The organism is Streptomyces sp. NPDC048248 (genome assembly GCF_043201875.1).
Lineage (GTDB): Bacteria > Actinomycetota > Actinomycetes > Streptomycetales > Streptomycetaceae > Streptomyces.
The window spans coordinates 59,697-85,479 of record NZ_JBICZL010000024.1 but is presented as its reverse complement, the minus strand read 5'-3'; the positions used below and the strand labels follow the sequence as shown (position 1 = coordinate 85,479).

Below are 25,783 nucleotides of genomic sequence, written 5' to 3'. Positions count from 1 at the left end.
CGGTCTCGTCGTCACCGCCGGGGTCCTCGTCGTGCTGTGGCGGCGGGTGGAGAACATCGCCAGGCTCACCGTCGTGCTGTGGACGGTGATGATCGCCTCCGTCGTCCTCGTCATCGTCGCGGCATTCACCCACTTCAGCCCGGAGCGGGCCTTCACCTATCCCGCGCACGCCTTCGAGCTGACCTCGCATCACTTCTGGATCGGCTTCGCGGCCGGCCTGACCATCGGGATCTACGACTACCTCGGCTACAACACCGCCGCCTACCTCGGTGCCGAGATCAAGCGCCCCGGCCGCACCCTCCCGCGCGCCATCCTCTTCTCCATCCTCGGCATCATGGCCATCTACCTCCTGCTCCAGGTCGGCACCCTGGGCGTCATCCCCTGGCAGGACATGCTCGACCCGGACAGCGCGGCGTCCTCCTCCGTCGCGTCCGCCGTGCTGGAGAAGTCATGGGGCAGGGGCGCCGCCGACGCCGTGACGGTGCTCATCCTCCTCACCGCCGTCGCCTCCGTCCTCGCCGGACTGCTCGGCGGCTCCCGCGTCCCGTACGACGCCGCCCGCGACCGGGTCTTCTTCCGCGCGTACGGCACGCTCCACCCACGCCACCGCTTTCCCGTCCTGGGGCTGCTCACGATGGGCGGCATCATGGCCGTCGGTTTCCTGATCGGGCGCCACACCGACCTGACGACGATCATCCAACTGCTGACCACCGTCATGGTGATCGTGCAGGCGCTGGCGCAGATCGCCGCGGTGAGCGTGCTGCGCCGCCGCCAGCCGCAACTGCGCCGCCCGTACCGGATGTGGCTCTACCCGCTGCCGAGCATCGTCGCCCTGGTCGGCTGGCTGGTGATCTACGGCTACGCGGACCTCAACTCGCCCGGCAGGCACCCCGTCGAGTGGTCGCTGGCGTGGGTGGCGGCGGGCGTGGTGGCCTTCCTGCTCTGGGCGCATCACGAGAAGGAGTGGCCGTTCGGGCCGAAGCACATCAGCGAGGACTACCTGCACGGACCGGGGCCGGACCCTGCGGAGGAGGAGAAAGCCGTCGGATGACCGGGAGGGAGCGGGGCTTCCCGCTCTGCCCGCGAGACGTCAACTGCGGCGCGCTGGACCGGCTTTGTGAAGTGAGAGCGGTATGTCCTTCGTCACGTGCTCGGCAGATCCCTCTCCCCGAACGCTGCGAAATCAGGAAATACCAGTGCTCACTGCGAAGTCCTTCGTGAGGCGTGTCCTATCAGGACGGGCTGCCTCGGTGCTTCCATCGACGTGCGTGCGGTTCGCCCTGGACCCGGCGCGTCCGACGAAGGGGATCACCACGATGCACTTATCCCGGCGCATCTCCGGAGCCGCAGCGCTGGCTGTGGTGCCGCTGCTGGCCCTCTCCTCCTCCGCCGGCGCGGGGGCCCCGCCGGCCGCGCGGGCACCGCAGCCACGGACGCAGGCGGCGGCCGGAGCGCCGACGGCCCCCGTGGAATGGTCGGCGCGACACGGCGCGGCCTCGGCCTCGGGCACCCGGTGGCAGCTCAAGCGCGCCGGTTCGCCCGACGAACTGGTGATCGAGGGGCAGCTGACGAACACCGGCCGGGGCTGCTCCTCGCTCTGGCTGACATGGACCCACGACTTCGCCGGCGAACCGCCCCGGAAGCACGCCACACAGTGCGGACCCGGAACGGTCCGGGTCCGCAACCACCTGCGCGGCCACCGCGTCACGACCACCGGGATGGTCCACCTCTGCGCTGGTGACAGCACCCCCCGGGAAGCCCTGGGATGCGGGCCGGGTGTGTCGGTGACGACCTGGCCCGTCGGCGGCGTGCGCCCCGGGGGCACCGCCGGACGGAGCGCCGGGCGCGGCTAGAGTGTCCGGTGCAGCAGGAGTCCGGTACGAGGCCGGCACGGTCACGAAGCAGGTGGAGAGGTAGCGGTGCGGGTGGGGGCTCTGTCGTGAGGATCCTGCACACCTCGGACTGGCACCTCGGCCGGTCGTTCCACCGCGTGAGCCTGCTCACCGCCCAGCGGACGTTCCTCGACCATCTCGTCGAGACGGTCCGCGGCCGGCAGGTCGACGCGGTGCTCGTCGCCGGAGACGTCTACGACCGGGCCGTGCCGCCGCTCGCGGCCGTGGAACTCTTCGACGACGTGCTGCACCGCCTCGCCGACCTCGGCGTCCCCACCGTCATGATCTCCGGCAACCACGACTCCGCCCGCAGGCTCGGCGTCGGCTCCGGGCTGATGCGGCAGGCCGGCATCCATCTGCGGACGGACCCGGCAGCGTGTGCCACGCCCGTACTCCTCGACGACGCGTACGGCCCGGTCGCGCTCTATGGATTGCCGTACCTCGAACCGGCCATGGTGCGCGAGGAGCTCGGCGCCCGGCGCGCCGATCACGCCGAGGTGCTGGGGGCGGCGATGGACCGGGTGCGTGCCGACCTGGCGGACCGGCCCGCAGGAACCCGCTCGGTGGTGCTTGCGCACGCCTTCGTCACCGGGGGCGCCGTCAGCGACAGCGAGCGCGACATCACCGTGGGCGGGGTGGCGTCCGTCCCCGCGGCGGTCTTCGACGGCGTCGACTACGCGGCGCTCGGGCATCTGCACGGCGCGCAGACGCTCTCCCCGCGGGTCCGCTACTCCGGATCGCCGCTCGCCTACTCCTTCTCCGAGGCCGGTCACCGTAAGTTGTCGTGGCTCGTCGACCTCGACGCGGCGGGCGAAGTGCATGCCGAGCGGGTGGACTGCCCGGTGCCACGGCCCCTGGCACGGCTCCGCGGAACGCTCGAGCAACTCCTCGACGACCCGGCGTGGTCCGGGGACGAGGAGTCGTGGGTCGAGGCGACCCTCACCGACTCCTCCCGCCCCCACGAGCCCATGGCCCGTCTCGCCAAGCGCTTCCCGCACATCGTCAGCCTGGTCTTCGACCCCGACGAGGGGCCCACCCGCTCGCTTGCCTCGTACGCCCAGCGGCTGCGCGGCCGCAGCGACCAGGAGATCGCCGAGGACTTCGTGGAGCATGTGCGGGCCGGGCGCGTGGCGGATGCGGACGAGCGGGCCGAACTGCGGTCGGCGATCGACGACGTACGTGTCGACGACACCGTGCGCGAGGTGGCGCGATGAGGCTGCACCGGCTGACACTGACCGCCTTCGGGCCGTTCGGCCGCACCCAGACCATCGACTTCGACCGCCTCTCGCGCGAGGGGCTCTTCCTGCTGCACGGGCCGACCGGTGCGGGCAAGACCTCCGTCCTGGACGCCGTCTGCTTCGCGCTCTACGGCTCCGTGCCCGGGGCCCGGCAGAGCGGGCAGGCGCTGCGCAGCGACCTCGCCGATCCGCTGACCCTGACCGAGGTCGTCCTCGAACTGACCGTCGGCGAACGGCGGTTGGAGATCACCCGGCTCCCCGAGCAGCCGCGCCCCAAGAAGCGGGGCAGCGGCACGACCCGGGAGAAGGCGCAGAGCCGGCTGCGGGAGTACGTGCCCGCGGCAGGCGGGGAGCCCGGGAACGGTGTCGACGGTGCCGGTCACTGGAAGGCGCTCAGCCGCTCCCACCAGGAGATCGGCGAAGAGATCGGCCAGCTCCTCGGTATGAGCAAGGAGCAGTTCTGCCAGGTCGTCCTGTTGCCGCAGGGCGACTTCGCGCGCTTTCTGCGCGCCGACGCCGAGGCCCGCGCACGGCTGCTCGGACGCCTCTTCGACACCCGCAGGTTCGCCGCCCTCGAAGAGCAGCTGAACGCACGCCGCAAGAGCGCGGCCGACCGGGTCGCCGCGGGTGACGAGCAACTGCTCGCACTGGCGCACCGGATGGCGCAGGCGGCCGGTGAGTGCGCGGACCTCGCCGACCCTTCGGTCCCCGCACCCGCGAGCGCCCCGCAGCCCGCACCGGCCCGCGGACGAGTCGGCGCCACCGCCGGACGCGCCACCGTGCCCGGCCAGGGCGGGCCCGCCGGCCGCGCCGCCCACCGCGGACCGGCAGCCGCGGCCGAGCCGGCCGCGGGACAACCTGACACCCCCGGGCCTTCGGAGCCGGGATTCGCCGAAGCCGTACTGGTCCGAGCCGCCGTGGCGAGGGCGGGCGCACGGGAGCGGCTGGACGTCGCGCGTGCCGCAGTGTCCGCCGCGGAAGAGGCGGAGCGGGGCGCCGCCAGGTGGCTGGAGGAGGCCAGGGAACGCGACCGCCTGCAACAGCGGCACGCCGACGCCCGCAGGCGCGCCGACCGGCTCGACGCCGGCACCGAGGAGCGGGAGCGGACCCGCCGCAGACTGGAGCGGGCCCGCGCGGCCGCGGAGGTCGCCCCCGCCCTCGCGCTGCGCGACGCCGCCCGGAACGAGCTGGACGCCGCGCGGCGTGAGGAGCGCAGACACCGGACGCAGCTCCCGCCGGACCTCGCCGAAGCCGAGGGTGAGCGGCTCGCCGCCCGAGAGCGTGCGGTGCGGGAGGAGCTGGGAGCGCTTGCCGCGGCACGCCGCGCCGAAAGCCGGGCCGCCGACATCGCTCTGGAGCGCGCCGCGCTGGACCGTGAGGCACGCGCCGACGACCAGACGCTGCTGGACACGGCGGATTGGCTGGCGGGCTGGGAGACGGCCCGCAAGGCCCACCAGCAGCGGATCGAGACGGCCCAGGACGCCGCGACCCGGGCCGAACAGCTCGGCGCGCTGATCTCCCCGGCCGCCGAGCGGCTGGACGCGGCCCGTCTCCGGGACCGTATCGGCGCCGAAGTCCGTTCGGCCGAGGAGGAGTTGCTCGCCGCCCGGGAGCGGGCTGCCGCGGCCCAGGAGCACTGGCTCGATCTCAAGGACCGGCGGCTGCGCGGCATCGCCGCCGAACTCGCGGAGGGCCTGCAGAAGGGCAGGCCGTGTGCGGTGTGCGGCGCGACCGAGCACCCCGACCCGGCCGAGGCCGACGCCGGTCACGTCGATCGGGCGACGGAGGAGAGCGCGCTGGCCGCCTACCGGAGCGCCGAACAGCAGCGCCAGGAAGCGGAGCACCGCCGCCAGTCCGTCAAGGAGGCGCTGGCCGGCGCGGCCGCCGCGGCGGGCGACACGTCGGCCGGTGAACTCGCCGTACACGTGGAGCAGTTGCGGGCGGACCACGCGAGCGACCGTACGGCCGCCGCGGATCTGCATGCCGCCCGCGAGGCCCTGGACCGTGCCGAGCGCGAGTACGAACGGCGCCGTACCGCACAGCAGCAGGCCGAGCGCCGGGTCGCCGCGCGGACATCGCACCGCGAGGCGCTGGAGCGCGAACACGCTGCTCTGGAAGCCGAGTTGGACCGTGCTCGGGGAGGCAGCGCGAGCGTCGCCGACCGGGCACGGCGGCTGGAGCGGCAGGTCACCCTGCTCGCCGCCGCGGCCGAGGCGTCCCGCACCGCGGCCTCCTGCGCCGGACGGTTCGAGGAAGCGGCCGCAGGTCTGACGGACGCCGCCCACGGCGCCGGGTTCGACACCCCGCAGGCCGCCGCCGAAGCGCTGCTGCGGGACGGTGAGTGGCGTGCGCTGCAGCAGCGGCTCGACGAGTCGCAGGCCGAAGCTGCGGCGGTGGCCGCGGAACTGGCCGACCCGGCGGGCGTGGCGGCAGCGGCCCTGCCGCCCGCGGATCCGCAGGCCGCACGCGCCGCCCTGGACGCCGCGGAACAGCGGCTGCGGACCGCCTTCGCGACCCACACCGCGGCCCGCGAACGCTGCACGGAACTCGACCGGCTGTCGGCCCGCGCCGCCTGCGACGCCCGCGAGCTGGCCCCGCTGCGCGCCGACCACGACCGGATCGCCCGCCTCGCCTCGCTCGCCGCCGGCACGTCCACGGAGAACGAGCGGCGCATGCGCCTGGAGTCCTACGTCCTCGCCGCCCGGCTGGAACAGGTCGCGTCAGCCGCCAGCGCGCGGCTGCACCGGATGTCGGCGGGCCGCTACACCCTGGTGCACTCCGACGAGCGGGCGGGCGGCGCCCGGCGCTCCGGGCTCGGTCTGCACGTCATCGACGCCTGGACCGGCCATGAGCGGGACACCTCCAGCCTCTCCGGAGGCGAGACGTTCTTCGCCTCGCTCGCACTGGCGCTCGGCCTCGCCGATGTCGTCACCGACGAGGCAGGCGGCACCCGGCTCGACACCCTCTTCATCGACGAGGGCTTCGGCAGCCTCGACGAACAGACCCTGGACGAGGTGCTCGACGTCCTGGACTCCTTGCGCGAACGGGACCGCAGCGTCGGCATCGTCAGCCATGTCGCGGATCTCAGGGCGCGCATCCCGGCGCAACTGGAAGTCCTCAAGGACCGGGCGGGATCCACCGTGCGGCACCACATCCGGCACTAGGACCTGTTTTCAAGGTCCCGTCCGTCTCGCACCGGCCTGGTCAATGACCGACCGGACGGCGGGGGAGCGGCGAGGAGTAGACGACGCTGGTGGTCACCGCGCCGAGCGCCCCGATGCGGCCCGACACCTCCTCCAGGTGCTTCATCGAACGGGCGGCGACCTTGATGACGAAGCAGTCGTCGCCCGTGACGTGGTGGGCCTCCAGTATCTCCGGTGTGGTGTCCAGCAGATCGTGGAACGGCTTGTAGTTGCCGTTCGGATAGCGCAGCCGCACGAACGCGAGGACGGACAGGCCGATCCGCTCCGGGTCGATCACCGCCGCGTAACCGGAGATCACTCCGGCCTCCTCAAGCCGCCGCACCCGCTCCGTGACGGCGCTCGCGGACATGTTCACGGCGCGCGCCAGCTCGGCGTAGCCCGCGCGGCCGTTGCGCTGCAGGACGTCGAGGATGCGCCAGTCGGTGGCGTCGGGGGAATAGCCGGTCATCTGCGCTGTCTAGCAGTGAAATCAGCGGTAGATCAAGGGTTCTGCCGGTGATCATCACTTCTCGGGCCGATCGGCGAACCATAAATTATCGGCCATGACCACACGGACACCTCAGCGCACCACAGCCACCGTCGGCCCCGTCGGCACCCGTACCGGCTCGCTGCCGCATCGCGTGCTCGCCGTCCCGCCGGGGGCGCCCGCCGACGCCGCCGCGCACTTCGCCGCGCGCCTCGCCTTCCATACAGACGTCGCCGATGTGCATCACGCTCTCGCGGCAGGCGCCCGCGATCTGGTGGTCGTCGACTCCCGCAGCACCGAAGCATGGGACCAGGGGCACGTCCCCGGCGCCGTCCACCTCCCCACCGCACGCATGGCGCAGGACGCGCGGGAGATCCTCGATCCGGCGGTCCCGGTCATCGTCTACTGCTGGGGCCCCGGCTGCGACGGCGCCACCCGAGCGGCCCTCGCGCTGGCCCGGCTCGGCTACCGCGTCAAGGAGATGCTCGGCGGCATCGAGTACTGGATCCGGGAGGGCTACGAGGTGACCACCCGGCAGGGGCCGCAACGCCTCCCGGCCGACCCCTTGACGGCACCCGCCGCCGCCGAGGACTGCGGCTGCTGACGCGCGGCGGGGGAGTGTCCGCGTCACGCGGGTCCTTCGCTGCGTCCATCCGCGGCCACGGCGGCGGCCCGCGTCCGCATCTCGTACGCCCGCAGGCCGTCGCGTTCGCCGGCGAAGCGGAACCCGGCGCGTGCCAGCACACGCTGCGAGGGCGCGTTCTCCGGCTCCGTCACCGCGCAGACCGTCCGCACCTCCGGTCGCTCCGCCGCCCATCCGGTCAGCAGTCGCACGGCGGCGGTCGCCCACCCGGCGCCACGTGCGGAGGGCGAGAGGTCGTAGCCGATCTCCACCCGGCCCTCCGCGTCCGGTGGGCCGTGGAAGCCGATGCTGCCCAGAGCGGTGCCGGCCTCGGCGTCGGTGAGGACGTAGCCGCTCCAGCCGGGGCGCTTCAGGCCGGCCGCGATTGCTTCGCGTAGGGCGATCTCGGCGCCGGCGGAGGTGGACCGCGGTGGTGTGCCGTCCACCCAGTCGTACCCCGCGGGTTCGCCGTCAGCGACCTGTGCCGCCGCGGTCGGCAGCAGGGCGCGCAGGGCGACCCGGCCCGCCGTGAGCGTCAGCGGGAAGCCCGCTCCGACGGCGACCAGGGCCTCGAACAGCGGCCCCGCGTCGGCCCCTTCGGGCAGCCCGCTGACCTGGCCGTCGCCGACCTCCACCACACGCCAGGCACCGTCGGAGCGCCGTACCACATCCGTGGTGACGAAGCGGCGGCCCAACTCCCGTACGGCATCGGCCACCCGGGCCAGATCGGGCACCGGGCGAAGCCGCGGGGTGTCGGGATGCGCACCGACGAGGACCGGCTCGCCGTCCACCCACCACACCCGGGCCTCGCCCGCCGCGTCGAACGACTCGAAGGCGCGCAGCACCACGCCCCCGGTCAAGGAGTCCTCCTGGAGGGTCACGAACCGTTCGACGACTGCGGCCAGCCGGGCGGTGTCGGCCGCGTCGGGGACATAGGCGGCCTCTGCCCACTCGTGCTTGCGGGACTTCACCCAGTCCTTGACGACGAGCGGACGGCCACCGAACTGCTCGGCCAGACGTGCCAGCTCCGCTTTCCCAGGGGTCCGGCCCGGTGGACACGGCAGCCATGCGCTGCGGGGCGTAAGGGCCTTGAACGTCGCGTACCAGCCGGGGAGTTCATGGGCGGTTCGGTACGCGTCGGGCGAGGTCAGGAGACGACATCCCCGCGCCGAAAGGGCCGTGGCCAGCGCGGCGTAGCGCTCCGCTGGCAGCATCCAGCCTCGGTACCAGAGCGGGCCGGCGTCGCGCGGCACCCGTACGACGGCACGCTCGTCGTCCCCGGCGAGCAGCGCCTCGTGATCCAGCACGGCGGTCGCCGCTCCGGCCGCCTGTGCTGCCGCCGCCTCCGCCGCGAAGTGCGGGTCGATACGCCGGGGACGAAGCGGATCGCCGGGGAGCAGAAAGAGCGGCCTGTCCGCCGCGGAGCCGACTGTCATGTCAGCGGACCCTACGGACGGTGACGGCCGGCCACAACACGAGGCGCGCCGGCCGTTCGCGCGGGACCGACGGCCGGCGGATGACCGGCGGCCGGGCCACTGTGCTGCCCTGCCGCCGGCCGTCCGCCGGTCACCGGTGGGGCGTCAGAGCGCCGACAGTTCGCTCAGCAGATCGTCCAGGCCGAGGGAGCCCTGCGAGAGCGCCGCCATGTGCCATGCCTTGAGGTCGAAGTCCGCGCCCCGCCGGGCGCGGGCCGCCTCCCGGCCCTTGAGCCAGACCCGCTCGCCGAGCTTGTAGCCGATCGCCTGCCCGGCCATGCCCTGATAGCGGATGATCTCGCTCTGGACGAAGTCGGCGGGCCTGCTGCAATGGCTCGCCAGGAACGCGTGCGCCAGCTCGGGCGTCCAGCGCTCACCCGGGTGGAAGGGCGAGTCCGCCGGGATCTCCAGCTCCAGATGCATACCGATGTCGATGATGACGCGGACCGCCCGCATCATCTGCGCGTCCAGATACCCCAGCCGCCGCTCGGCGTTGCTGAGGAAGCCCAGTTCGTCCATGAGGCGCTCGGCGTACAGCGCCCAGCCCTCGGCGTTGGCACTGACGATGCCCACGGTCGTCTGGTAGCGCGAGAGGTCCTCTGCGACATGCGCCCACTGGGCCAGCTGGAGGTGATGGCCGGGCACGCCCTCGTGGTACCAGGTGGACACCAGGTCGTAGGCGGGGAAACGGGTCTCGCCCATCGTCGGCAGCCAGGTGCGCCCGGGACGGGAGAAGTCCAGCGACGGCTGGGTGTAGTACGGGGCGGCGGCGCTGCCCACCGGCGCGATCCTCGACTCCACCCGCCGTACCCGTTCGGCGAGCTCGAAGTGCGTGCCGTCCAGGGCGTCGATGGCCTCGTCCATGAGCGACTGGAGCCACTGCCGGGTCTCCTCGACGCCCTCGACGGCCTCGCCGTTGTCGTCTAGCCAGGCCAGCGCCTCCCACGGGGTCTTGGCGCCCGGCAGGATCTTCTCGGCCTCGGTCTCCATCTCGGCCAGCAGCCGGTGGAATTCCGACCAGCCGTACGCGTACGCCTCGTCCAGGTCGATGTCGGCGCCGTTGAAATAGCGCGCCAGCCGGGCATAGCGCTCCCGGCCGACGACGTCCGGCGCGCCGGCGACCGCGGGGGCGTAGTCGTCACGGAACCAGTCACGCAGCTCCACCAGCGCGCCGGTCGCCACCTCGGCGGCCGCGGTCAGCTCAGCGCGCAGCGTCTCCGGGCCGGCACCGGTGAACTCGGCGAACCAGCTGCGGTCCGTACCGATCCACTCGGTCAACTGCCCTACTACGGTGACGACTTGCAGCGGTCCCGCGGGGAGATCCCGCTTGAGGCCGGCTTCCAGCGAGGCCCGGTAGCCTTCCAGCGCGGCGGGCACCGCCCGCAGACGCCGGGCGATCGCCGCCCAGTCCTCTTCGGTCTCGGCGGGGGTGACGGTGAAGACCTCGCGGAGGTGGTGCAGCGGCGAGCTGAGGTTGCTGACGGTGCGCAGGCCCTCGCCCGCCTCGTGTACGGCGAGTTCGGCGGTCAGCCGTTCGCGCAGCAGCCGGGCGCAGACCTTTTCCGCGGCGCTGTCGGCGCCCGGCCGGGCCTCGGCCTCGGTGAGCCGCTCCAGCGTCGTACGGGCGAGCTGCGCCACCGCCTCCTGGCCGGTCGGCGAGAAGTCGGGGAGCTGACCGGAACTCTCGGCGATGCCGAGGAAGGTGCCGGTGATCGGGTCCAGGTCGACGAGCGCGTCGACATAGGCATCGGCGACCTGGCGGGGCAGCGGGCCGCCGCTGGAAGGAGTGGTGTTGGACATGTGGGTCATCCTCGTACGGATGCCCCTCCGCGTCACCATCATTCCGCCGGACGTTCCTGTCACTTTACGAAACGGTGGCCCGGCCGAGGGGACCTTGCACCCTCCCGGCGCGCGGTGTGGCCCCTACGCGCCGCCGCCGGAGTGCGGTCGGCACTCCGGCGGTCGGCCGGCGTCGACCCGCCCGCCCGGCACGGGGCCGGCAGGCGGACGGCAGCTCAGCGGCGGCCGGAGCCGTCCCGCACCCGGATGATCTCCCGCACCTCACGGCGGGCCGGCACAGGCGCCGGACGAGCGGTGATCACGAGCGTGCCCTCCTCGATCTGGTAGTCCAGCGGCAGCCCCAGGCCACGCATCGCCGCCACCATGCCGGTGTTGGACGCCTGGGTGACGGCGTACACGCTGTCGCAGCCCGCCTCGGCCGCCATCGCCACCAGCCGCCGCAGCAACTCCGCACCGATTCCCCGCTGCTGCCACGCATCCTCGACGAGCAGGGCGACCTCGGTCTCGTCGCCGTCCCACAGGAGATGGCCGAGCGCCACCAGGCGGCCGGACGCGGTCTCCACCGCAAGGGTGCGGCCGAACCGCGGGCTGAGCAGGTGCCCGAGGTAGCGGTCCGCGTCGGAGACCGGGCCGTGGTAGCGCAGGTCGAGGGTGCCGGAGGAGCAACGGTCGTGCATCTCGCGGGCGGCGGCCTGGTCGGAGGGGCCGGCGCGGCGGATGGTGATCTCGTTGCCCTCGGGCAGCGTCAGCACATCCCGTCGCGGCGGGACCCGCTGGCCGAGCCGGTTGTCCAGTTCGGTCAGCGCGCGCACCCGGGCGAACTCGGTGGGCGTGAACGGCAACTGCGGCCTTTCGATGGTCAAAGACCCCCCGGAGGGGTCGCGGAACTTCATGAGGTGCTCCTCCAGCACGCCCTCGACGGGCACCTGCTCGGCGAGCGGCTGGCCGCTCAACGACCGGGCAGGCACCGAACGGATGGTGCAGCGGCCCAGCAACTGCCTCAGGGCCAGCGGTAGTTCGGCCGAGTCCAGCGCGGTGCGTGTCGCCAGCCCCAGCATTCTGGTCGGCGCGTCGACGAGGTCGTGGGCGTCGGCCCGCTCCAGCCAGGTGCGCGCGCCGCCCGCGCCGGACACCGCGCGGGTCAGCTCCTCGGGCTGGACCGTCGTCGGCGCGCGCAGCAGGAACTCGTCGACCGTGCCGTCGGACAGCGGGTGGGTCTGCAGGCTGAGGATGTCCACCCGCCACGCGGCCAGCGCCGTGCACAGGGCGGCCAGGCTGCCCGGCTCGTCCCGGACCGTGGTCCGCATCCGCCACAGCGTCGTCTCGTGACCGCGGGCGTCGGGCCCGGCGGCGGAGGACGACGCCGTGGCGCCGGTATCGGTCGGCGGAGGGGCGTTTTCGTGGCGGCGTGACCACCGGATGTGGAAGCCCGCGACGGCCAGGACGGCGACGGCCGCGGCGCACGGCAGAGCCGGGCCCGAGAAGCCGAGGGAATCGGCGAGGGCGTCCGCGGCCGCCGCGGTGGTGCACAGGGCGGCCAGTTCGATGACGCCCCGTCGCCAGTGATGGCGACGGGAGCTGTTGGCAGAGGATGCTTCAGTCATGCAGACAGCCTCGCCGACGGGTGTTGCCTGATCGCCAACACATTGTGTCGGACGGGTAAAAGACGTAATCGACGCATTGGCCTTTACTGCCCCACCTGTCCAGGTTGAAGAACCTTGCTGAACAGCACCTCGCCGCCCTCCTGCCGCAGCCGCACCGTCAGCTCCCCGCTGCCCCCGTCGATGTCGATCTCGCCGAAGTACTGCGGACTCTCCGCGGGGGAGGTGTTGGCACGGTCCGGCGCCTTGATGAACGCCTGAGTGGGCCCGAAGGTTCCGTCCAGCTTGAGCGCCTGGAAGCCGCCCGCGTTCAGCGGCCCGGAGACGAACTCCCAGAACGGCGCGAAGTCCTTGAACGCCGCCCGCTCCGGCGCGTAGTGCTGCGCCGAGGTGTAGTGGACGTCGGTCGTGAGCCACACGGTGCCGGTCACCCGCTGGTGCTTGATGTGCCGCAGCAGCTCCGCCATCTGCAGCTCGCGGCCCAGCGGAGCGCCCGGATCGCCCTGCGCGACCGCCTCGAAGTTCGTCTTGCCGTCCGGGACGACGAGGCCCAGCGGCATATCGGAGGCGATCACCTTCCAGACCGCCTGCGACCGGGACAGCTCACGCTTGAGCCAGCGCAGCTGGTCGGCGCCGAGAATGCCCTGCGGGTCGTCCGTCTGCCGTCCGGGTGAATTGGCGTTGCGGTAGCGCCGCATGTCCAGCACGAACACGTCCAGCAGGGGGCCGTGCCGCACCACCCGGTAGACCCGCCCGTCCCCGTCCGCGCGCAGCGTACGGACGGGGAAGTACTCCCCGAACGCGCGCAGCGAGCGCGCGGCGAGCACATCCGCGTCCTTCTCCGTGTACCGGGCATCGTCGAGCAGCTGCCCCGGATACCAGTTGTTGTGGACCTCGTGGTCGTCCCACTGCACGATCGTGGGCACCTGGGCGTTGAAGCGGCGCAGGTTGTCGTCCAGCAGGTTGTAGCGGAACGCGCCGCGGAATTCCGCGAGCGTCTCGGCGACCTTCGACTTCTCCTCGGTCGTGACGTTCCGCCAGATACGACCGTCCGGCAGCGTGACCCGGGAGGTGATCGGGCTGTCCGCGTAGATGTTGTCGCCACTGCACAGGAAGAAGTCCGGGTTGCGGCGGCGCATCTCCTCATAGATGCGGTAGCCGCCGCGGTCCGGATTGATTCCCCAGCCCTGGCCCGCCAGGTCCCCCGACCAGTGGAAGCGGACGTCCCGGCGGCGCTGCCGGGGCGCGGTACGGAAGGTGCCGGTGACCGGCTCGCCGGTGTGCCGGGGGTCGTCGGGGTCGGCGAGCAGCACCCGGTAGTGGATCTGCTCACCGGACGGCATCCCGTGCAGCGAGGTGACGCCGGTGAAGTCGGTGCCGGCTCCGATCACCGGGCCGTGCCAGGTCCTGGCGTTGCGGAACGACTCGGTGGCCGCCGTCTGCACCACCATCCGGGCCGGCCGGTCCGACCGTACCCAGACCAGCCCGGAGGACGTCGTGACGTCCCCGACCTGTACCCCCCACTCGGCGCTCGGCCGGCCGCTGCGTGCCTGTGCCGAAGCGGCACAGGACAGGGCGGGCAGTGCCAGCGCCGCGGTCCCGGCCGCCGTGCCGTGCAGCAGTGACCGCCGTCCGAAGCCCAAGCCCCTGCCGGATCCCGGCCCCATATGAACCTCCATCGCTCGATCGACCTCGGTGACGTCACGTTCGTACCGCTGCCCGATGCCCCGCGGCCGAACGTGCGGTGAACACCTGCCGGTGCTCGTGTACGGCGGGCCACCGGGCCGGGCCATGGTCGCAAGCGCGCGGGCCGATCGCCTAGACGTCGTGCCGGCCCCGGCGGTTCCTGATGCGCGTCGGCGGCGTACCGGACCGGGGGTCGGGCAGGCAGCGGCAGCCGGCCCGCCCGTCAGCCCATCGTGTCGAGGATGACCCGGGCGACCAGCGCCGGATCGTCGTTCATCGGCACATGCCCGCAGCCCGGCAGGCGCACCAGCCGGGCGCCCGGGATCGTCTGCTTGGCCCGCACTCCCTGGCGGCGCAGCAGCAGCCGGTCCCGGCTGCCCCAGGCGATGGTCACCGGGACGTCCGGCACATCGGCGGTGAACCGGACCGCGCGGCCGGCCGCCAGCGTGGGCTCGAACCCGGGGGCGGTACGCAACGCCCGGGTCTCCGCGACGACCGCGTCGGCCGAACGGCGACCGGGGTGGGCGTAGATGGTGCCGGTCAGCGAGGCGCGCCCCAGGGCGGACCGCGCCAGCGACTCCACGACCGGCTCCGGCAGCGCCTGCGCCCCGGCGTACATGCCGCGCAGCATGCCGAACGCGTAGCGGCGCTCCGCCGGCGTCCAAAAGCCGCCCGGTGAAAGGGCGGTGACCGACCGTACGGCGTTGCGGCGGCCCAGCTCCAGAGCCAGCAGCCCGCCCAGCGAGTTCCCCGCCACGTGGGGCCGCTCGATGCCCAGTTCCGTGAACGCCTCGGCGAGCAGCGAGACCACCGTCGGGATGTCGTAGGAGCAACCACCGGGAAGGCCGGGGGAGGCGCCGAAACCGGGCAGGTCCACGGCGATGACCTCGTGCGAGGCGGCGAGGATGTCGCAGACCGGACGCCACGCCTGGAGATGGTGGCCGATGCCGTGCAGCAGGACGAGGGGCTCACCCGCACCCTTGCGCTCGTAGGCCAGCGTGCACGGCGGCCGGTCTGCGGAGGTGATGCGGGCGAAGGAGACCGGGGCGGCCATGGGGACTCCTCAAGAGTTCGCGTGACGTGCGTTGTTGCCGGATGTGCGCAGCCACGATGCCAGTAATGGCTACTGAGCGGTACGGGGAGGGGGGATCCGAGGCCGCCCGGAGCCCGGGCAGCACCCGGCACTGTGCCGCACACCACGCCGCGGGCAGCCCGCACTCCGCGGTTTCCGCTGGACAAGGCGACGGCGGACCGGTGGGATGGAAGAGTGCTGACGGATCTTGCGACCGAAGTCTTCGAAGAGCACCGACCGGTGCTGCACGCCGTGGCCTACCGCATGCTCGGCCGCGTCGCCGACGCCGAGGACGTCGTCCAGGAGGCATGGGTGCGCTGGTCGGCGGCCGACCGTAGCGAGGTGCGCGAACCGCGCGCCTACCTGGTGCGCGTGACCACCCGGCTGGCCATCGACCGCCTACGGCAGGTCCAGGCGCGCCGGGAGTCCTACGTGGGCCCCTGGCTGCCGGAACCACTCGCGACCGACACCGCAGGCGTCGCCCCCGACACCGCGGAGCGGGCGGTGTTCACCGAGACCGTCACCATGGCGATGCTCGTCGTCATGGAAGCCCTCTCCCCGCTGGAGCGGGCCGTCTTCGTGTTGCGCGAGGCGTTCGGCTATCCGTACGGCGAGATCGCCACCGTCCTGGACCGGGGTGAGGCGGCGGTACGCCAGCTGGCGGCACGGGCCCGGCGGCATGTGGAGGAGGGCAGGCCCCGCTTCGAGGTCAACCCCGAGCGGCAGCGCGAGCTGACCGAGCGCTTCCTGGCCGCTGCGGCGGGCGAGGACCTCAAGGGCCTGCTGCGCCTGCTCGCCACCGACGCGCGGCTGGTCGGGGACAGTGGCGGGAAGGCCAAGGCGCCGCTGCGCATCATCCGTTCGGCGGACAAGGTGGCCCGGTTCCTGGTGGGCGTCGCCGGTAGGCCGACGCCCGGCATGGAGTTCAGCATCCTGGAACTCAACGGCGGAGCAGCGCTGTTGGCCCACTACGGCGGCGTGCCGGACACCGTCATCCAGCTCGATGTCGTGGACGGCCGGGTCACGACGGTCTACATCGTGCGCAACCCCGACAAGCTCGCCTCGCTCGCGAAGAGCTGACCGGCCGGCGTGTGGGAGGGTCCCCGCCACAGGTCACCGTGTGGGCAACGCGTGGCCCGGTCCCGGGTGGGTGGCCTCCCGTACGGCGGCCAGCAGGCCCGAGCGCGGGCTCGACAGCACTGGCACCCCACTTCCACCGGTGTCCGTCATCCGCGCGGCGGCCGACGCCATCGACGCCTGAGCCAGCACGATGGCGTCGGTCTCCCGTTCCCCTTGCGCGGCGGCGGCCACCGCCGTGAGATAGCCGTCCTCGTCCCCTGCTTCGAAGCGCTCCCAGGCATCCGGCACGAGCACCTTGCGCACGCTCACCGCACGCCCGGCCCGCTCGGCTTCCTCCGCGATCAGGTCCGCGGTGGGTCCCAGCGTGCTCGACACCGTGGCGAGCACCGTGACCCGCGTGCCGGTGGCGACGGCGGCCGCGGCCATCGGCCGGTCCACCCGCAGAACCGGCAGCCCGAGCGCCGCACCCGCCTTCTCGGCGACCGAACCGATCGTCGAGCACGTGCACAGCCCCGCACGCGCGCCGTCACGCACGGCCCACCCGAGGACGTCCGCGACCTGCCCCGCCACCGCCTCGGGACCCTCTTCCCTTGCCCGGGTGAGCAGTTCGGGGTGGACGAGGTGACGGAGCGCGAACCCCGGGGCGTCCTCGTCCCGCAGCGTGTCGAAGACCGGGACGTGGACGGGCGAGGTGTGCAGCAAGGTGAGCATGACGATGAGGCTAGCGAGCGTTGTCGCAGGTCGAGCGGGCGGTCCCGGCCGCGGCCTGGGCAGGCTGTCCACCGGATGGGGCATTGGTCTTGACCAAGGGTGAGGGCGGCCATATCGTCGGGATACTGCAACAACCTTTAATAAAGAAGTGCTCATAATCCGGGCTCCGGGCGAGCCCGCGTCCGGTTGACGGCGGAGCCCCGCGGGGCAACGGCCAGTGCGGAGGACAGGGTGGGGACCACGCAGCTCGAAACGGTGCCGGAGCCGAAGTACTGGCACCTCAAGACCGTGCTCAGCGAGGCATTGGACTCGGAGTTCACGGTCGGCGAGATCCTGCCCAACGAGCGTGACCTGGCGGCGCGTTTCGGCGTCGCCCGCGCCACGCTCCGGCAGGCGCTGGAACAACTGGAGCTGGAAGGCCGGCTGCAGCGCCGGCGCGGTGTGGGCACCACCGTCGCACCGCCGCGTGTCGGCGTCGCCGTCGACCCCGCCCGCGACACCTGGCCCGGTGCCCCCGGCGACGCCTGGCAGCCGGTCGACGCCGTCGAGACCGACGCGGTGCCCGCAGCTGTGGCGGCCCTCCTGGACACCGCCCCCGGTGACCGGGTCCACCTCGTGCGCCGCAGCCGGGTCACGGGCGGCCAGCCCGTCGCCGCCGAGCTGCTGTACGTCCTCGCCGAGGCGGTCGCCGGCTGCTCAGGAGTGGCGCCGGTCAGCGCGGCGGCCCACGCCCGCGCCGTGCTGCACGAGCTGCAGGCGTGCGAACTGGAGGGCCGGGACCGCACCGTGGAGCTGGGATCGGCCCGCGCGGAGGACGCCAAGCAGCTGGACCGGCTGCCGGGCGCGCCCGTGCTCGTCGTCACCACCCGCTATGTCTCCCAGGGCCGGACCACCGCGGTCGCGGTCGCCACCTACCGCGCGGACACCTGCCGCCTCACCTTCGGTGAGAGCGACGCGGTCTCCCTGCTCGCCGGCTGAGCCGACGCCCCCCCGGGCCCGTGTCCAGAAGGGCGCGGGCCCGTCCGTCGTGCAGTGGTCGCGCGTCAGCGGCGGCCCGTCACCGTGCCCTCCACCGCGAAGAGTTCGGCCTCGACGTGATCCAGGGCGAGCCGCAGCGCACCGGTCGCCACCGCCGCCTCGCCCAGCACCGAGAGCGCGACCTGCGGCGGGCGCAGGCAGTAACGCGCAAGCTCCCCGCGCAGCGGCTCCAGTACGCCGGCCAGGCCCGCCGCCCAGCCGCCGACCACCACCAGTTCCGGGTCGAGCGCCAGTACCAGCGCCGCGACGTCGTGCACCAGCCGCTGGATGAAGCGGTCGACGGCCTGGCATGCCTGTTCGTCCCCGTCGCGTGCCAATGCGAAGACCTTGGCGACCTGCGCCTCGTCCAGCGGGTGCAGCGGCTCGCCGGTCGTCGACAGCAGCGTCTCCGGGGTCGCCTCGCTGCCCAGCAGATGCAGTGCGCCGATCTCCCCTGCCGCCCCGCCGAACCCTCGGTGCAGCCGTCCCCCGATCAGGGAACCGGCTCCCGGACTCAGCCCCGCGAGCACGAAAACGATGTCATCGGACCGGGTGGCCGCGCCCTTCCAGTGTTCGGCCACCGCGGCGGCGTTGGCGTCGTTCTCGACCAGCACCGGACAGCGGAAGGAACGCCGCAGCCTGTCCCCCAGGGGGAGGCCGGTCCAGCCGGGCAGCGCGGTGCTCAGCCGTACGGTGCCGTCCGCCTCGACGATGCCCGGCCCGGCCACGCCGACGGCCCGCAGGGAACCACGCGCCACCCCCGCGTGGCGCAGCAGGTCGGCCACCACCGTCCGTACGCGCTCCAGCCGTTCGTCGGCGGGAGCGGTCTCCGCCACTGCGCGCTGCGCGGAGTCCAGCACCCGCCCGCTGAGGTCGGAGAGCAGGGCCGAGACACGGTGCGGACCGATCTCGATGCCCAGCAGATGACCGGCCTCGGTGCGGAAGCGGAACCGGCGGGCCGGCCGGCCCTGGCGGCGCGCTTCGCCCTCCTCCGCGGCCACTTCGACCACAAGACCGGTCTCGATGAGCCCCTCGACCACGCCCTCGACCGTCGGGCGGGACAGGCCCGTCACCTGGACGAGGTGGGTGAGCGTGGGGGAGTCCGCGGCGCGCAGCGCGTGCAGCACCACCGCGGAGTTGATACGTCGCAGCAGGGAGGGATCCCCACCGGTGAGCCGCCCCAACGTCCGTCTCCCTCGCGTTCCGTGTCTGGCGGATCGTAGCCGGTCAGCGGGTGTGCGGCGAGCCCCGGAAGGCGGCCGCGAGCGGGGCGGGCGGCGGGCGGCGCCAGGTGCGCCGGCGCTACCGTTGATCGTCCGCGACTGACGGGCGGCCAATTGTCAGACCCCGGCGGTTTACTGACGGTATGACGTCCCGAGAGCAGCCCATGAGTGCGGCGGCGCGCACCACCGCCGCGACCGGCACCGCCCTGACCACGACCGCGCAGCAAGTGGCGCTGATCGACGCTTTGCTCGCGCGTGCGTTCCCGGTGCGCAGGGAGCGCTTCGCCAGGGGCGAGAGCGGACCGGAATTTCATGTCGCCCAGCTGTGGGAGAGCGCTGCGCTCTGGGAGGCGGACGCGGCAGACGCGCAGGAGGTCGGCGAGGACTGCACGGCAGAGTTGGCGGCGCTGACCACCGTGCTGTCCTTACGGTGGGGCGGGCCCGCCGTGCTGGATCTCGCCGGCCGGCTGGAACGGGTGGCGATGGGCCTGCCGGTCGGGCCGCCGCTGGACCTGCTGTGCGGAGTGGTGCCGCGGCTGCACAGCTGGCGCGCGGGGGGCCGCTGGGTGGGAATCGGTGCAGGTCAGGGCGGCCCGGAGCTGCCGTACCAAGTGGTGGTGGCGATCGGAGCGGGCGCGGTACCGGGAGGCTGACGTAGACCTGGGGAGGCCACGGGGCGACGGTGACGGACGAGCCGCAGGGGTGTGGCGGGTCGACGCCGGGGTTCAGGAGTGCTCGGCGAACGCCGCCTCGCGCAGCCGGCCGTATTCCTCGGCCATGGCGGCCGGCGTCCAATGTGCGTTGAGGCCGCTGGGGTTGGGGAGCACCCAGATGCGGGTGGCGCCGAGGGTGCGCTCCTGTGGTCCGACGGCGGCGCGCTTGTCGCCGAAGGCGACGCGGTAGGCGGTGACGCCCGCCACGGCGAGCCAGCCAGGACGCAGCCGTGCGACCTTCTCCTCCAGCAGCCGCCCGCCTTCGCGGAGCTCCTCCGCCGTCAGCTCGTCGGCCTTCGCGGTCGCCCGCGCGACGACATTGGTGATGCCGACTCCGTGCGCGAGCAACTCTTCCTGCTCGGCCGGCTTGAGCAGCCGGGGTGTGAACCCGGAGGCATGCAGGACCGGCCAGAACCGGTTCCCCGGCCGGGCGAAGTGATGGCCGGTGGCCGCCGAGAGCAGCCCGGGATTGATCCCGCAGAAGAGCACCCGCAGGCCGCTCGCCGCGACGTCAGGGACGAGGCGGTCACGAGCGGCCTGCAGTTCCTCCGGTGTGAAACCCACGTCAGAGGATCGAGCCCGGCGTGTACGCCGCGGCCTCCGGGTGCTGCTTGGTGATCTCCTCGATGCGGCCGACGACGGACGTCACCTGGTCGGCCGCGGCGCCCGTGAAGGACAGCTTGTCCGCCATCAGGGCGTCCAACTGCGCCTTGTCCAGCGGGATCCGCGCGTCGGCGGCCAGCTTGTCGAGCAGTTCGTTGCGCTCGGCTCCCTGCTCCCGCATGGCCAGCGCCGACGCGACCGCGTTCTCCTTGATCGCCTCGTGGGCCTCCTCGCGCCCCACGCCCGCGCGCACGGCGCCCATCAGCACCTTGGTCGTGGCGAGGAACGGCAGATAGCGGTCCAGCTCCCGGGCGACGACGGCCGGGAAGGCACCGAACTCGTCGAGGACCGTCAGGAACGTCTCCAGCAGGCCGTCCAGCGCGAAGAACGAGTCCGGCAGGGCGACCCGGCGCACCACGGAGCAGGACACATCGCCCTCGTTCCACTGGTCACCGGAGAGCTCGCCGGCCATGGAGGCGTATCCGCGCAGGATCACCATCAGGCCGTTGACGCGCTCGCAGGAGCGGGTGTTCATCTTGTGCGGCATCGCGGAGGAGCCGACCTGGCCGGGCTTGAAGCCCTCGGTCACCAGCTCGTGCCCCGCCATCAGCCGGATCGTCTTGGCGATCGAGGAGGGGGCAGCGGCGAGCTGCACCAGCGCGGTGACGACGTCGTAGTCGAGCGAGCGCGGGTAGACCTGGCCGACGGAGGTGAAGGCACGCGCGAAGCCGAGGTGCCCGGCGATCCGCTGCTCCAGCTCATCGAGCTTCGAGGCGTCACCACCCAGCAGGTCGAGCATGTCCTGCGCGGTGCCGACCGGGCCCTTGATGCCCCGCAGGGGGTAGCGCGACAGCAGGTCCTCGAGCCGCCCGTACGCGACCAGAAGCTCGTCAGCGGCGGTCGCGAAACGCTTGCCGAGCGTGGTGGCCTGCGCGGCGACGTTGTGTGAACGGCCGGCCATGACGAGCTCGGCGTTCTGGGAGGCCAGCGAGCCGAGCCGGGCCAGCACGGCGACCGCACGGTCCCGCATCAGCTCAAGCGACAGCCGCACCTGCAGCTGCTCGACGTTCTCCGTCAGGTCCCGGGAGGTCATGCCCTTGTGGACCTGCTCGTGGCCGGCGAGGGCGTTGAACTCCTCGATCCGGGCCTTGACGTCGTGCCGGGTGACCTTCTCGCGCTCGGCGATGGAGGCCAGGTCGACGTTCTCCAGGACCCGCTCGTAATCGGCCAGCGCCTGTTCGGGGACCTCCACCCCCAGGTCCTTCTGCGCGCGCAGCACGGCAAGCCACAGCTTGCGCTCCAGCTTGACCTTGTACTCGGGGGACCACAGCACGGCCAGCTCCGCGGAGGCGTAGCGGCCGGCAAGAACATTGGGGATGCGAGGCTTCGCAGACACAGCAGTCACGTGGCCAGAGTCTACTGGCGATTTACGCAGGCCAGCGCCCCGGCCCCGGCTGTGCTTTCCTCCAAGCCGCCGACCGGGGCGGGTGTCCCGGCATCAGCCCTCGTACGGCAGCAGCTCGGGACGCTTGGCCGGCCGGCCGTCGCCGGAGGACCGCCCGGTGAGCCGGCGGCCTATCCACGGAACCAGGTGCTCGCGCGCGAACCGCAGGTCGGCGGAGCGCCGCGCGCCCCAGCCCGGGGGCGCGGCGGCGGGCAGCGGCGCGTCCCAGTCGGACTCGGCGTCGAGATCGAGCGCCTGCCAGACGGCCTCCGCGACCCGGCGGTGGCCCTCATCGTTCAGATGCAGCCGGTCGTCCGCCCACAGTCGAGGGTCGGACAGCGCTCGCGAGGCGTAGAGATCGACGACCACCGCGCCGTGCCGCTCCGCCAGGGCGTCGATGTGCGCGAACAGCTGTTCCATCCGTGATCGGAACCGCTCCATGACCGGTCCCTGCCTGCCGGGGCTGCGCATCAGCACCAGCCGGCCGGGCCCCTGGGCCAGCCGGTCGGCGGCCTCCGCCAACTGAGCGCAGACCCGGTCCACATCGCATTTGGGGCGCAGTACGTCGTTGAGCCCGCCGACCAGTGTCACGAGGTCGGCGCCCATCGCGGCGGCGGGACCGCACTGCTCGTCGAGGATCTGCCCGATGAGTTTGCCGCGCACCGCGAGGTTGGCGTAGTGGAACGCAGGCGGCGGCCCGTCGGCGTGGCTGCGCTGCCGGGCCGCGAGTCGGGCGGCGAGCAGATCGGCCCAACCGCGGTACGAGCCGTCGGGCAGGGCGTCCGACATGCCTTCGGTGAAGCTGTCGCCGACCGCGACGAAACTGGTGTAACGGGCATTTATCTCCATGGCGCGGAGATCTTATCCCGTGGCCCGGGAGCCGTGTCGCCCGGAGTGCGAGCGGCGGCCGATGGACCCCCGTGGGCCCGCCGACCGCCGCTCACGGCCTCAGCCGTCGCCGTCGCGTTCGCCCGTCACACCGCGGGCGGCCGCTGCAACACCAGCTCCCGCAGTACGTCCTCCATGCTCACCAGTCCGGCCAGCGTCCCGTCCGCGCCGATCACCGCGGCCAGGTGGGTCCGGGAGCCGCGCATCGCCGTCAGGACGTCGTCGAGCAGTGTCGCGGCCTTGACGCGCGCGATCGGGCGCAGCGCGGAGACCGGGAACGGCACATCGCGCGGGGCGGCGTCCAGGGCGTCCTTGACGTGCAGGTAGCCCAGGATGCGGCGGGTGTCGTCGACGACCGGGAACCGGGAGAAGCCGGACTCGGAGGCCAGTCGCTCCAGGCCCTCCGGGGTGACCCCTATTCGCGCCGAGACCACCTTCTCCGCCGGCAGCACGACGTCCCTGACCGGGCGGCGGCCCAGCTCCAGGGCGTCCCGCAGCCGCTCCTTGGCCCGGTCGTCGAGCAGTCCGGCGTCCCGGGAGTCCTCGACCATCTTCGCGAGCTGGTCGTCGGAGAAGGTCGCGGCCACCTCGTCCCTGGTCTCCACCCGCATCAGCTTCAGGAGCCCGTTGGCCAGGGCGTTGATCGCGAAGATGACCGGGCGCAGCGCGCGGGTCAGGGCGACCAGGGGCGGCCCCAGCGCCAAGGCGGTGCGTACCGGCTCGGCCAGCGCCACGTTCTTCGGCACCATCTCGCCGAAGAGCATGTGCAGATAGGTCGCCAGGGACAGCGCGATGACGAACGAGATCGGGTGGATCAGCGCGTCCGAGATCCCCATGGCGTGGAAGACCGGCTCCAGGAGATGGGCGATGGCCGGCTCGGCGACCGCGCCCAGCACCAGGGTGCACAGGGTGATGCCCAGCTGTGCGGCGGCCAGCAGCGCGGAGACGTGTTGCAGGCCCCACAGCACGCTGTTCGCGCGGCGGTCGCCGCTCTCGGCGTGCGGTTCGATCTGGCTGCGGCGCACCGAGATCAGTGCGAACTCGGCCCCCACGAAGAAGGCGTTGACCACCAGTGTCAGCAGGCCCACGAAAAGCTGTAGTGCGGTCATCGGCCGGCCTCCGCACCGGGGTCCTGGGAGCTGCCGGGCAGCGGCGCGTGCAGCAGGACACGCGCCGCACGGTGGCCGGTGGCGTCCAGCACGTCCATCAACCAGCCCTCGACCTCCAGGGTGTCGTCGTCCACCGGGATCCGGCCCAGTTCGGTGGCGATCAGGCCGGCGAGGGTCTCGTACGGGCCCTCCGGCAGGTGCAGGCCGATCCGCTGCAGCTGGTCGGTGCGGGCGGCGCCGTCGGCCTGGTAGACGCTGCGGCCGTCGGCGTCGACACCGGCCGGCGCGAGGTCGGGGGTCTCCTGCGGGTCGTGTTCGTCGCGTACCTCGCCGACGACTTCCTCGACGATGTCCTCCAGCGTGACCACGCCGGCCGTGCCGCCGTACTCGTCGATGACCACGGCCATGGTGCGCTTGCCGGACAGCCGGTCCAGCAGGTGGTTGACGGGCAGGGTCTCCGGCACGAGCAGCGGCTCGCGCAGCAGCTCGGAGACGGGGTGCCGGGGGCGGCGCTCGGCGGGGACCCGCAGGACGTCCTTGATGTGCGCGACGCCGACGACGCTGTCCAGGCTGCCGCGGTAGACGGGGAAGCGGGACAGGCCGGTGGCCCGGGTCGCGTTGGCGACGTCCTCTGCGGTGGACTGCACGTCCAGGGCGATGACCTGTACCCGCGGCGTCATGACGTTCTCCGCCGTCAGCTCGGAGAGTGTGAGCGTACGGACGAAGAGCTCGGCGGTGTCCGGTTCGAGCGAGCCCTCCTTGGCGGAGTGCCGCGCCAGCGCCACCAGCTCCTGCGGCCCGCGCGCGGACGCCAGCTCCTCGGCCGGCTCCAGGCCCATCCGGCGGACCATGTGGTTCGCCGTGGTGTTCAGATGCCCGATGAGCGGCTTGAAGGCGGCGCTGAATCCGCGCTGCGCGGTCGCGACCTTCTTGGCGATGGCCAGCGGACTGGAGATCGCCCAGTTCTTCGGGACCAGCTCGCCGACGACCATCAGGACGATGGTGGAGATCGCCGTACCGAGGACCAGGGCCACCGACTCGGCGCCGGAGCGCGGCAGGCCGATCGCGTCCAGCGGCCCGGCGAGCAGGGTGGCGATGGCCGGCTTGGACAGCATGCCGATGACCAGGCCGGTGACGGTGATGCCGAGCTGTGCTCCGGAGAGCTGGAAGGTGAGACCTCGCACGGCCCTGAGGGCGCTGTCCGCGCCGCGGTCACCGCGCTCGACGGCGCGCTCCAGATCACTGCGCTCGACGGTGGTCAACGAGAACTCGGCCGCGACGAAGACACCGCAGGCCAGGGTCAGGCAGAGCGCTACGGCCAGCAGGAGCAGCTCGGTCATCGGGTCACCTCCGTCCCATGATCGAACAGGATCGGGAGGTTCGCGCTATGTCGGGAGGGTGCTCGACTACTGGGGGGCTCGCCCATGGCTGGACGCTCACACACCTTTCACTGGGATGGAGGGAACCACCATGTTAAAGGACCGGCAAAGGGCGAGCCGGTCTCAGAGCGCCTTGACCCAGCGTCGCCAGTGGTCCTCGCGGTGGTAGCCGGCCGAAGCCCAGGTGTGGTGCGCGCGTTCGTTGGCCTCCAGGACCATGGCGTCGACCCGTCGTCCGCCCAGGGAGAGGAATCGCTGCTCCACGGCTTCCATGAGGGCGGTGGCGACACCCTGCCGACGGCGGTCCGGGTGGACGGCCAGTCGGTAGGCGGAGCATCGCCATCCGTCGAAGCCGGCTATCACGCTCCCCACAAGGACGCCTTCGCGCTCTGCGAGGAGCAGGGCTTCGGGGTCCCTGGAGATGAGCCGGGCCACCCCGTCGTGGTCGTCGCTGATGCTCGTCCCTTCCGCGGCTTCGCGCCAGAAACCCAGCACGGCGTCGATGTCCGAAAGGGCGGCGCAGCGGATATGAAGATCACTCATGGGATGAGCCAAGCAGAG

22 protein-coding genes are annotated in these 25,783 nt (G+C 72.6%); 8 read left to right on the top strand and 14 right to left on the bottom strand.

What is annotated here, in order from left to right; all coding sequences use genetic code 11:
• From ACGFZW_RS34740 to ACGFZW_RS34725, 4 genes are all read left to right on the top strand, one after another.
• Positions 1-1,051, top strand: a 1,051-nt coding sequence (locus ACGFZW_RS34740) for an APC family permease (RefSeq protein ID WP_393897302.1), incomplete at its 5' end; no start/stop codon positions are given.
• 265 nt (positions 1,052-1,316) lie between these two features.
• Positions 1,317-1,853 carry a hypothetical protein gene (locus ACGFZW_RS34735; RefSeq protein ID WP_393897301.1) on the top strand — a complete coding sequence of 179 codons (537 nt, stop codon included), beginning with the start codon at positions 1,317-1,319 and terminating at the stop codon, positions 1,851-1,853.
• A gap of 86 nt (positions 1,854-1,939) precedes the next feature.
• Positions 1,940-3,106, top strand: a complete 1,167-nt coding sequence (locus ACGFZW_RS34730; protein WP_393897300.1) for an exonuclease SbcCD subunit D — start codon at positions 1,940-1,942, stop codon at positions 3,104-3,106.
• Positions 3,103-6,294 (top strand): AAA family ATPase, encoded by a 3,192-nt coding sequence (locus ACGFZW_RS34725; RefSeq protein ID WP_393897299.1) that lies wholly within the window; start codon positions 3,103-3,105, stop codon positions 6,292-6,294. The genes ACGFZW_RS34730 and ACGFZW_RS34725 overlap by 4 nt, the downstream gene beginning before the upstream one ends.
• A 40-nt stretch (positions 6,295-6,334) precedes the next feature.
• On the opposite strand, the gene ACGFZW_RS34720 is transcribed toward ACGFZW_RS34725, so the two are convergent.
• The gene (locus ACGFZW_RS34720) at positions 6,335-6,781 is read right to left on the bottom strand and encodes an Lrp/AsnC family transcriptional regulator (RefSeq protein WP_393897298.1); all 447 of its coding nucleotides are present in this window, start codon (positions 6,779-6,781) and stop codon (positions 6,335-6,337) included.
• Between the two features lie 94 nt (positions 6,782-6,875).
• On the opposite strand from ACGFZW_RS34720, the gene ACGFZW_RS34715 reads away from it, so the two are divergent.
• A complete protein-coding gene (locus ACGFZW_RS34715) occupies positions 6,876-7,403 on the top strand; it encodes a rhodanese-like domain-containing protein (protein WP_393897297.1) in 528 nt (175 codons plus the stop codon).
• A 23-nt stretch (positions 7,404-7,426) separates the two neighbouring features.
• Here ACGFZW_RS34715 and ACGFZW_RS34710 read toward each other — a convergent pair whose 3' ends face one another.
• The 5 genes from ACGFZW_RS34710 to ACGFZW_RS34690 form a co-directional block, all read right to left on the bottom strand.
• Positions 7,427-8,857, bottom strand: coding sequence for a GNAT family N-acetyltransferase (locus ACGFZW_RS34710; protein WP_393897296.1), 1,431 nt, complete (start codon positions 8,855-8,857; stop codon positions 7,427-7,429).
• Between the two features lie 144 nt (positions 8,858-9,001).
• Complete coding sequence (locus ACGFZW_RS34705) at positions 9,002-10,696, bottom strand: DUF885 domain-containing protein (protein ID WP_393897295.1); 1,695 nt, start codon at positions 10,694-10,696, stop codon at positions 9,002-9,004.
• A 215-nt stretch (positions 10,697-10,911) separates the two neighbouring features.
• The gene (locus tag ACGFZW_RS34700; protein ID WP_393897294.1) at positions 10,912-12,300 is read right to left on the bottom strand and encodes a GNAT family N-acetyltransferase; all 1,389 of its coding nucleotides are present in this window, start codon (positions 12,298-12,300) and stop codon (positions 10,912-10,914) included.
• Positions 12,301-12,383: 83 nt separating this feature from the next.
• Complete coding sequence (locus ACGFZW_RS34695) at positions 12,384-13,964, bottom strand: alkaline phosphatase D family protein (protein ID WP_393897293.1); 1,581 nt, start codon at positions 13,962-13,964, stop codon at positions 12,384-12,386.
• Between the two features lie 242 nt (positions 13,965-14,206).
• Complete coding sequence (locus tag ACGFZW_RS34690) at positions 14,207-15,037, bottom strand: alpha/beta fold hydrolase (RefSeq protein ID WP_393897292.1); 831 nt, start codon at positions 15,035-15,037, stop codon at positions 14,207-14,209.
• A 213-nt stretch (positions 15,038-15,250) separates the two neighbouring features.
• On the opposite strand from ACGFZW_RS34690, the gene ACGFZW_RS34685 reads away from it, so the two are divergent.
• A complete protein-coding gene (locus ACGFZW_RS34685) occupies positions 15,251-16,135 on the top strand; it encodes an RNA polymerase sigma-70 factor (protein ID WP_393897291.1) in 885 nt (294 codons plus the stop codon).
• 33 nt (positions 16,136-16,168) lie between these two features.
• Here the strand turns inward: ACGFZW_RS34685 and ACGFZW_RS34680 are convergent, their stop codons facing one another.
• A complete protein-coding gene (locus tag ACGFZW_RS34680) occupies positions 16,169-16,846 on the bottom strand; it encodes an aspartate/glutamate racemase family protein (RefSeq protein WP_393897290.1) in 678 nt (225 codons plus the stop codon).
• Positions 16,847-17,077: 231 nt separating this feature from the next.
• Here ACGFZW_RS34680 and ACGFZW_RS34675 point away from each other — a divergent pair, with 231 nt between their 5' ends.
• Positions 17,078-17,824 (top strand): GntR family transcriptional regulator, encoded by a 747-nt coding sequence (locus ACGFZW_RS34675; protein WP_393897289.1) that lies wholly within the window; start codon positions 17,078-17,080, stop codon positions 17,822-17,824.
• A gap of 65 nt (positions 17,825-17,889) precedes the next feature.
• Here the strand turns inward: ACGFZW_RS34675 and ACGFZW_RS34670 are convergent, their stop codons facing one another.
• Positions 17,890-19,047, bottom strand: coding sequence for an ROK family transcriptional regulator (locus ACGFZW_RS34670; protein ID WP_393897288.1), 1,158 nt, complete (start codon positions 19,045-19,047; stop codon positions 17,890-17,892).
• A gap of 305 nt (positions 19,048-19,352) precedes the next feature.
• On the opposite strand from ACGFZW_RS34670, the gene ACGFZW_RS34665 reads away from it, so the two are divergent.
• Complete coding sequence (locus ACGFZW_RS34665; RefSeq protein WP_393897307.1) at positions 19,353-19,739, top strand: hypothetical protein; 387 nt, start codon at positions 19,353-19,355, stop codon at positions 19,737-19,739.
• Between the two features lie 72 nt (positions 19,740-19,811).
• On the opposite strand, the gene mug is transcribed toward ACGFZW_RS34665, so the two are convergent.
• The 6 genes from mug to ACGFZW_RS34635 all read right to left on the bottom strand — a co-directional run bounded on the left by mug (position 19,812) and on the right by ACGFZW_RS34635 (position 25,765).
• A complete protein-coding gene (gene mug / locus ACGFZW_RS34660; protein ID WP_393897287.1) occupies positions 19,812-20,363 on the bottom strand; it encodes a G/U mismatch-specific DNA glycosylase in 552 nt (183 codons plus the stop codon).
• Position 20,364: 1 nt separating this feature from the next.
• Positions 20,365-21,798, bottom strand: coding sequence for an adenylosuccinate lyase (purB, locus tag ACGFZW_RS34655; protein WP_393897306.1), 1,434 nt, complete (start codon positions 21,796-21,798; stop codon positions 20,365-20,367).
• 102 nt (positions 21,799-21,900) lie between these two features.
• Positions 21,901-22,695, bottom strand: coding sequence for an SGNH/GDSL hydrolase family protein (locus ACGFZW_RS34650; RefSeq protein WP_393897286.1), 795 nt, complete (start codon positions 22,693-22,695; stop codon positions 21,901-21,903).
• 125 nt (positions 22,696-22,820) lie between these two features.
• Positions 22,821-23,843: a hemolysin family protein gene (locus ACGFZW_RS34645; RefSeq protein ID WP_393897285.1), complete on the bottom strand. Its 1,023-nt coding sequence runs from the start codon at positions 23,841-23,843 to the stop codon at positions 22,821-22,823.
• Positions 23,840-25,183: a hemolysin family protein gene (locus ACGFZW_RS34640; protein WP_393897284.1), complete on the bottom strand. Its 1,344-nt coding sequence runs from the start codon at positions 25,181-25,183 to the stop codon at positions 23,840-23,842. The genes ACGFZW_RS34645 and ACGFZW_RS34640 overlap by 4 nt, the downstream gene beginning before the upstream one ends.
• A 162-nt stretch (positions 25,184-25,345) precedes the next feature.
• Entirely contained in the window at positions 25,346-25,765 is a 420-nt protein-coding gene (locus ACGFZW_RS34635) for a GNAT family N-acetyltransferase (RefSeq protein ID WP_393897283.1), read from the bottom strand.
• Between the last annotated feature and the right edge of the window lie 18 nt (positions 25,766-25,783).